This is a genomic window from Nocardia cerradoensis NBRC 101014, from assembly GCF_000308535.1.
Lineage (GTDB): Bacteria > Actinomycetota > Actinomycetes > Mycobacteriales > Mycobacteriaceae > Nocardia > Nocardia cerradoensis.
In genome coordinates this window covers 1-560 of sequence record NZ_BAFW01000284.1, presented here as the reverse complement: position 1 = coordinate 560, position 560 = coordinate 1, and the positions used below count along the sequence as shown (strand labels likewise).

Annotated in this window: 1 protein-coding gene; it reads right to left on the bottom strand. The window is 61.6% G+C overall.

All coding sequences use genetic code 11. From position 1 onward, the window contains the following. Window positions 1–415 (bottom strand): hypothetical protein (locus tag ON23_RS27960; RefSeq protein WP_051043479.1); only part of this gene is annotated, 415 nt, incomplete at its 3' end. Window positions 416–560: the final 145 nt, after the last annotated feature.

Genomic DNA, 560 nt, shown 5'->3' with positions numbered 1-560 from the left:
GGGAAGCCGGAACAGTCAATCGGTGTGGGCGCAGGCTTTCGGCCATCTCGTAGACATTCGCAGGGGTGACTCGCCAACGCTTCGCGGACTTGTATTCGAAGTCGACGGTGATCTGATGGTCGCTCCGCGTGACCTGTATCCGACATAGCTTCCAGTCGCGCTTGCCAGGCACTGACATCGCGGCGCGCAGCTGGATCGCTCGATCAAGGACGTCGACGCCCCCGGGGCTTGCTCCTTCCCAGCTCCCGTCCTCGGCGTAGGCATAGCCGTACATTCTCTCGCAGCGGTCGAGGTTGACAACCAAGGTGAAGGCACTCCAGTGGGTGTCCAGGTACTCCGGATCCCCCAGTACAAGCCCGCCAATGGAAACGAGAATTTCGGAAGCGTCCTCGAGCTCAAAGGCCGGATCGGTCATGATCGGAGTTTCCCCACCAGAGTTGTGCTGGCGGCCCGGAGCCCCCAGCGATGTTCAGTCGGAGCCTACAGCGCCGAACAAAACTTGCATGTGTCACCAACGGACTGTCATGCCGCATACCGCGCTGACCGAACCGGCCAGCGCG